Source organism: Rothia sp. CCM 9417 (assembly GCF_048513575.1).
Classification (GTDB): domain Bacteria; phylum Actinomycetota; class Actinomycetes; order Actinomycetales; family Micrococcaceae; genus Rothia.
In genome coordinates this window covers 138,141-144,862 of record NZ_JBLXXT010000005.1, presented here as the reverse complement: position 1 = coordinate 144,862, position 6,722 = coordinate 138,141, and the positions used below count along the sequence as shown (strand labels likewise).

Genomic DNA, 6,722 nt, shown 5'->3' with positions numbered 1-6,722 from the left:
TTGGCTGTGGGGTTTGTGGTGGGGTTGGGTTGGGTGTTGCCACCACCGCAAGCGGTCAGAGCACTGAGCGAGACCATAGAAATTACCAGAACCTTTCCTAGAGACGATTTAAAATACATTAGACTGTAGCTTCCTTCCTAGCCCCGGGCGGGGGCTCTAGACAGGGGAGGGGCAAAGGTCAGAACCTGGTCGCCGGTCATAGAAGACTGTGCCTTCCTAACCTTTTGCATAATTTCAGGGCGTACCCGCCCATTCTCATCGCAGTCAGCAGCAGTAACTGGAACTAACCGTAAACTATCGCCCTCACCCTCATAGTAGTAGGGCTTATAGAGCTTCAGACCCAAGTCTTCGGTGTAGCCCAGTGCCGCTCTCGCACCGTAGACCAGGCTCGAGGTCTGCTCATGAGCGTAGCCCTGATTGTCGCCGTCAACATTGAAGCCGTGCATATCAACATCCTCCAGGTAGTAACCATCGGCGGATATACCCTCAGTAGACTGGAAACGCTGGGCATCAGCAACAGCATAGGGGAGCAGACGGTTTTCTTTCGAGATTAGCGATGAATCTAAGAGCCAGCCCGGCAGGTAGCCTCCGAGGGCTGTCCAGTCCTCCATTGAGTCGGTAAAGAAAATCTTTTGTCTGCCCTTGGCATCACGCCCCACATTCCAGCCCTCGGCTGAATTGGCATCGTAAATGCTCTCAATACCCAGACCGGCTGATCCATACATGACGATGCTGTCAACCATACTCTCTGAGACCTGCATGGCCTCGGCGGTAGTAGTTGTACCGTAGGAGTGGGCAATCACCGATATATGCGCATCGCTATAGAGGCCGTCTTTTTCACAGGTAACCGCCGTGGACTTAGTAACATTCAGCCCGTCAATAAAACCGGCTAGGTTTTGGCCGCCCTGTTCGGCCAGGTAGATATCGGTCACCATCTTTGACTGGGTAAAGGTCTTGCCACCCAAAAGCTGTCTGCCTTCTTCATCGAGATGAGGGGGAGTCTCGTAACCGATCCAGAGAACAACAGCAAGCTTGGGGTCGTTAGTGCCATGGAGTTGTTCTGCTCTATATTGTTCCTGGTAAATGTTAACGCCTGTTCCAGTTAGTTCAACCATGCTACCGGCCACATTATTGGTCATACCGGGGACCACCACGGTTACCTTATCGGCATCATCAACCGAGCCCAAGGAAACCGAAGCCAGCACATTGTTATAGTCATAGCCGTCCTCATTCTCCGGCTTAATATTGGAGAGGTCGAGGCTGGTAACGTACCGGGGGATTCCGTCATCTCCCATGGTCGCTGCGACGAGCAGACTTTCCAGGGCTTCTCTGGTGGCTTCATCAGTATTCGGGTCTTCTGCTACTGTTTTCGCTAACTTACGGTTAGCCCGATCCCTGACCGTGTACGGTACCCCATCCATATTCCCCACAATGCCCGGGGCGGCAACAGTGAAAGCCTTTTGCTGGTTTTCATCCAACTGCGCCCACCAGCCCTTATAAGCCTCCGCACGATCAATGTTGCTACCCTGCATCTGCAAAGGAAAACGGGCGAACTCCGGGTGAGCCGCAAAATACTCATTAATCTGCTGGGGTGTCAGCTTACTCAGCGCATCCAATAGCTGAGGCTGAAACTCATCGGATGCAGCAGCGGTTTCGAAAGCAAGAGTCAGAGCCTGAGCATCAAAATCCAGGAAGAAAGAAAGAACCTCATCAGCAGACGAGAAAGGAGCCAGCCCAGAAGCACCAGAAGACCGATCCACAAAGATGCCACCAATACCCGAAATATTGTATCCATTAACGGCGGTTGCTGACCGGGACGTGTATTGCCCCCGAATCTCATCAACCACAGCCTGCTGGGCAGCAATGCAAGCATTTGCCTCTGAGACGTCCTGGCGAAGAGAAAAAATCATTGAACCGCTTAGATCAGCGGACAACCGCCCCAGTGCGGAAGTGAGGGAATGGCGTTCATAAAAGCGGAGTTTATCCTGAGCTTCTTCCTTGTGAATTTGGGCCTGTCGAGCTACCGAAAGAGCCGCGTCAGCCTTTTCCTGCATCTCTCGTAGGTTCTTCTGCCAGTCAGTCAGAACATCGTGAACCCGCTGAAACTCACCGGAGATTTTCTCACACATCGTGGCGCCCAGCTCAAAGGTATGCTCAATTTTGGTGATGCGGTTACTCCTACCGTCAATACACCTACCGCGGTTTAAAACTTTTCTAATAGCATCAATCTCGGTTTTGCGGGTAGACCAGTGGTTAATGGTCGCTTGCCAAGAATCAGGATCACCAGGGCAAGGGTCGCCACCTGTCAGAGGAGACCAATCCGATGGACGTGAACCCATCATGCCACCTACCCTTCTGCCCCATCGGCAATCTTAAAGGCATCGTATGCTGCCTGTGCACCATCCTGCGCATTCTGGAAAGATTCTGCAGCGTCAGAAAGCAAAGAGCTCTCCTGCCCTCCCAGGGCTGCGGCGTGATGTTCAGCCACAGGGTCGTGTGCACTCGCCGGGGTAGGAGCCTTGCTTTCCAAAAAGCCCTCAAAAGACTCCTTAGTTGCCTTGAAAGTATCAATCAGAGTCTGGAGCGTGCTGTATTCAAACTCAAGAACAGGTACGGGCATGAGGCTCCTTAACCTAGGGTGGGAATAATACCTTGTGAACATTGTAGCCAGTTATTCTTCTGGGTCACCTTTCTTACCCCGGGGGGTTACCCATAAGTAACCCAAAGTGGGGGCAGGGCAGCCCGTATCAGAGCCTCGGCGGGCAACCCTGCCCGCCCCCCCATCGTAACTTACGCAATAAACAGACACATGAAGACTTTTTAAAACAGCATCTTGACCAACGATCGTTCGAAAGGGAAAACTAAAAGCAGGTCATGAGAGCCAGCGCTAAGCCCCAGCTAGCTGGCCGGCAACCCTCCACTCGCGGTGGGGTGCCCTGGGTGAAGACCTGGCACACCTCACCGAGAACCGGGTGTGCAAGCGCGGGACCGATGTGCCTCACTAACTCACCCGAGGGCATCAGAACCTTTAACCCCTCTTCAACCAGCCCGATCAGGGCTACCAGGGCCTGGTCTACGCCCGCGACCTGGGCAAGGACGGTGCCTTTGGGGTCAACCTCTCCTACATCCTCAAAGCCCGCGTGGCTCTGCTGCGTGACCTGGGTTCCTCCATCGCACCCACCAACGCCTTCAACATCGCTATCGGCCTGGAAACCCTCTCACTGCGCGTCGAACGCCACGTAGAGAATGCCCGCAAGGTGGCAGACTACCTGCAGGCGCACCCGGCAGTAGAGTCCGTGACTTACTCCGGCCTAAAAACCTCCCCTACTACACCCTGGCGCAGAAGTACCTACCCAAGGGCGCCGGTGCCATCGTTGACTTCACCCTCAAAGACGCTGATTCCGCTACCGCCCAGAGGTTCGTGGACTCCCTGGCCCTGGCCCGCCGGATCGCCCACACCACCTACCGCTGCGCCGCCGAACTAAACTTTCGTTTTGGCCGCGATGCCCAGGAGCAACAGAACATTCTCCACTGCCTACCGGCTGACCGTGGCCGCTACCAGGTAGAGAACTATCTGGACTACCACGGCCAGAAACTGACCGCACGGTTTGACGCTAACTCTTATCTAGCTATCAATGAAGCCCTGCTCTCTCACGACCTTGGCCGTGACAGGAGCGGGCTGCTGAGAGCACTGGCGCTTTCTACCTGCCACTGGACCATTGCCTACGTTGACTCAGATAGGCTCTTCTTCCCCTCCGACTCCCACATTATGGCCGCATCACTACCGCAACCGGTTGAGCCTGAGGTCATTCACTCACCCTGCCGGTACGACGGGTTCCTGATTGAACACGAGCAACTCGAACGCATCCTTGCCCGCAGTCTTGAAGCCCAGGACGCCGCTGACAGGCTAGGGTCAGTAACCCACAAAAAGCACCTGTGGGCGGTAGCCTAAAGTAAGCTCCGCCGGTGATAAATTGGGTACGAAAAGACCGAGGCAAGCTCCGCAAGCTACCCCTAGAACTCAACAGCTAATCGCAGCAGCTGGCAAAATTCGCCTGGCGGGGTAGGTTGCTTACGCTTCACCCATAAGCCGGACTTACAGACTCACCGAGGAGCGTGTCATGAGTCAGCATGTTGCTGAGTATTCAAAAGCCGAGCCCTTCCGCCGGGGAACCCACCTGGTCGTCCTCTTGCACGGCTACGGCTCCCACGAACAAGACCTCATGGGCCTGGTCAACCACCTGCCCCAAGAGGGCATCACCTACGCCTCAGTACGGGCACCCCAGCCGGTAGGCTACGCCCTGCCCGCCGACGCCAAGGACGCCTTCATTGGCGCACCCGCCCTGGGCTACCAGTGGTGGCCACTCAACCAACAACTAGAAACCGTAGGGTTCCGTGCCATCGAACTGGCCGTGGACTACGTCCTGGAATGGCTAGAACCCCTTGCCGCCAACTACCGCAGCCTCAACCTGCTTGGTTTCTCCCAGGGTATGGCCATAGCCACCAGCATTGCCCGCCACCGGCCCGACCTGGTGCGCACTGTGATTGGGCTGTCCGGCTATGTGGTCGACGGGGGAGAGGGCTACTTCAAAGATGCCGAGCTCACCGCTCAACCTCTACCACTGTTCTGGGGCCGGGACGAAGCTGACCCCATCATCACCGCCGAAAAGATCAGCTTCACCCAAGAATGGGTCAAAGACCACACCGCCCTTACCGACTACCTCTACGCGGGAATCGGCCACGGGATTGCCCCCAGCGAACTAGCGCACATGAGCACCTTTATCCGCGAGAACATCTTGAACTAAAGAGAAAACCGGCGCGCTGAATCATGCCAAACAACCCGCCGGTACTAGGGCACAAAAGACCAAAGCCTAGGCTGAGGCCCTTGGCTCAGCACCCTAGCGACCAACTGGCTCGGGGCTGGCGTTAAGGGTCTTGGCCGCTAGGGTGCTGAGTTCACGCTTACCTAGTCGTGCGCCACCTGCACCGTGACCCCATTGAGAGTTACCCTATCCCCAGCATGCAACTGGCGGCCACGCTGCTCACAAATATCACCGTTCACCTTAACAAGGCCGTCCCGGATCACCTCACGGGCATGAACCCCGTTCTCCACCAGGTTAGCCAGCTTCAAAAACTGGCCCAGCCGAATCATCTCATCACGAATAAACACAGACTCAATACTCATAGCCTCCAGTCTAGCGACCAGCTGGTTCCCCGCCTTCAAGCGGTGCGGTAGGCTTAAAGGCAGTGTGCCCAACCGGGCACCGCCCCCACAATCCAAGCACGCCACAACCGGTGGCGCAGGCTCACAGGAGAAACCAAAAAACATGGCACCGAAGTCACAACTTGATAACGTCATCTCACTGGCAAAACGACGCGGATTCGTCTTCCAAGCAGGTGAAATCTACGGCGGCTCCCGCTCCGCATGGGACTACGGCCCGCTCGGTGCCGAACTCAAAGAAAACATCCGCCAGCAGTGGTGGCAGACCTTCGTCCGCGGCCGCGCAGACATGGTCGGCCTCGACTCCTCCATCATCCTGCCTAAGGCGGTCTGGGAAGCCTCCGGCCACGTCGCCACCTTCACCGACCCCCTAGTTGAGTGCCTGTCCTGTCACTCCCGGCACCGCCAAGACCACCTCATCGAAGCTTTCGTTGAGAAGAAGGGCCGCCAGCCCGAAAACGGCATGGACGACATCACCTGCCCCAAATGCGGCAACAAGGGGCAGTGGACCGAACCCCAAAACTTCTCCGGCCTCATGAAAACCTACCTGGGCCCCGTTGACAACGAAGAGGGCCTGCACTTCATGCGCCCCGAAACCGCCCAAGGCATCTTCGTCAACTTCAACAACGTCGTCACCGCTGCCCGCAAACGCCCGCCCTTCGGTATCGGCCAGATCGGTAAAGCCTTCCGCAACGAAATTACCCCCGGCAACTTCATCTTCCGAACCCGCGAGTTCGAACAGATGGAAATCGAATACTTCGTCCACCCCGACGAGGCACCCAAATACTACGACCAGTGGATCGAAGACTGCTGGAACTGGTTCGTAGACCTCGGCATCAACCCCGACAACATGCGCAAATTCGATGTACCCGCCGAAGACCGCGCCCACTACTCCGCAGGCACTATGGACCTCGAATACCGCTTCGGTTTCCAGGGCGGCGAATGGGGCGAACTCATGGGCGTAGCCAACCGCACCAACTACGACCTGGGCGTCCACAATGAACACTCCAACGCTAAACTCGAATACTTCGACCAGGGCACCGGCGAACGCTACGTCCCCTACGTCATCGAGCCCTCCTTTGGCCTGACCCGCTCTATGATGGCCTTCCTCGTAGACTCCTATGTAGAAGACGAAGCCCCCAACACCAAGGGTGGCGTAGACAAGCGCACCGTCCTCAAGCTGGACCCGCGACTGGCGCCTGTCAAGGCCGCCGTCCTGCCCCTGTCCAAGAAGGAAGACCTGGTTCCTACCGCCAAGAAACTGGCCGATGAGCTACGCCGCAACTGGAACATCGACTATGACGACGCCGGTGCAATCGGCCGCCGCTACCGCCGCCAGGATGAAATCGGCACACCTTTCTGCATCACCGTGGACTTTGACACTCTAGAAGACCAGGCTGTCACTATCCGCGAGCGCGACACCATGACCCAGGAGCGCGTCTCCCTGGACCAGGTCACCGCCTACCTTGCAGCCAAGCTGACCAAGTAAGTCTGGTTCTCT

The 6,722-nt window shown here is 56.6% G+C and carries 5 protein-coding genes, 1 pseudogene and 1 riboswitch; of the genes and pseudogenes, 3 read left to right on the top strand and 3 right to left on the bottom strand.

Annotation, left to right across the window (positions count from 1 at the left end):
* Positions 1-137 precede the first annotated feature (137 nt).
* Positions 138-2,342, bottom strand: a complete 2,205-nt coding sequence (locus ACN082_RS07530; protein ID WP_419100241.1) for an alpha/beta hydrolase — start codon at positions 2,340-2,342, stop codon at positions 138-140.
* A 5-nt stretch (positions 2,343-2,347) separates the two neighbouring features.
* On the bottom strand, positions 2,348-2,620 hold the full coding sequence (locus ACN082_RS07525; RefSeq protein WP_419100240.1) for a hypothetical protein: 273 nt from the start codon (positions 2,618-2,620) through the stop codon (positions 2,348-2,350).
* A gap of 250 nt (positions 2,621-2,870) precedes the next feature.
* Positions 2,871-2,989, top strand: a riboswitch (SAM riboswitch).
* 43 nt (positions 2,990-3,032) lie between these two features.
* Here ACN082_RS07525 and ACN082_RS07520 point away from each other — a divergent pair.
* Both ACN082_RS07520 and ACN082_RS07515 read left to right on the top strand, forming a co-directional pair.
* Positions 3,033-3,457: pseudogene (locus ACN082_RS07520) on the top strand (PLP-dependent transferase); the annotation flags it as partial.
* Between the two features lie 664 nt (positions 3,458-4,121).
* Entirely contained in the window at positions 4,122-4,805 is a 684-nt protein-coding gene (locus ACN082_RS07515) for an alpha/beta hydrolase (RefSeq protein ID WP_419100239.1), read from the top strand.
* Between the two features lie 161 nt (positions 4,806-4,966).
* Here ACN082_RS07515 and ACN082_RS07510 read toward each other — a convergent pair whose 3' ends face one another.
* Positions 4,967-5,185 (bottom strand): RNA-binding S4 domain-containing protein, encoded by a 219-nt coding sequence (locus tag ACN082_RS07510; protein WP_419100238.1) that lies wholly within the window; start codon positions 5,183-5,185, stop codon positions 4,967-4,969.
* Between the two features lie 142 nt (positions 5,186-5,327).
* On the opposite strand from ACN082_RS07510, the gene ACN082_RS07505 reads away from it, so the two are divergent.
* Positions 5,328-6,710 carry a glycine--tRNA ligase gene (locus ACN082_RS07505; RefSeq protein ID WP_419100237.1) on the top strand — a complete coding sequence of 461 codons (1,383 nt, stop codon included), beginning with the start codon at positions 5,328-5,330 and terminating at the stop codon, positions 6,708-6,710.
* Positions 6,711-6,722 lie beyond the last annotated feature (12 nt).

What these genes read in the sequence shown, in the direction of transcription:
- ACN082_RS07515 (WP_419100239.1), top strand. Translation starts at nt 4,122, where the DNA reads ATGAGTCAGCATGTTGCTGAGTATTCAAAAGCCGAGCCCTTCCGCCGG.
- ACN082_RS07505 (WP_419100237.1), top strand. Translation starts at nt 5,328, where the DNA reads ATGGCACCGAAGTCACAACTTGATAACGTCATCTCACTGGCAAAACGA.
- ACN082_RS07510 (WP_419100238.1), bottom strand. Translation starts at nt 5,185, where the DNA reads ATGAGTATTGAGTCTGTGTTTATTCGTGATGAGATGATTCGGCTGGGC.
- ACN082_RS07525 (WP_419100240.1), bottom strand. Translation starts at nt 2,620, where the DNA reads ATGCCCGTACCTGTTCTTGAGTTTGAATACAGCACGCTCCAGACTCTG.
- ACN082_RS07530 (WP_419100241.1), bottom strand. Translation starts at nt 2,342, where the DNA reads ATGATGGGTTCACGTCCATCGGATTGGTCTCCTCTGACAGGTGGCGAC.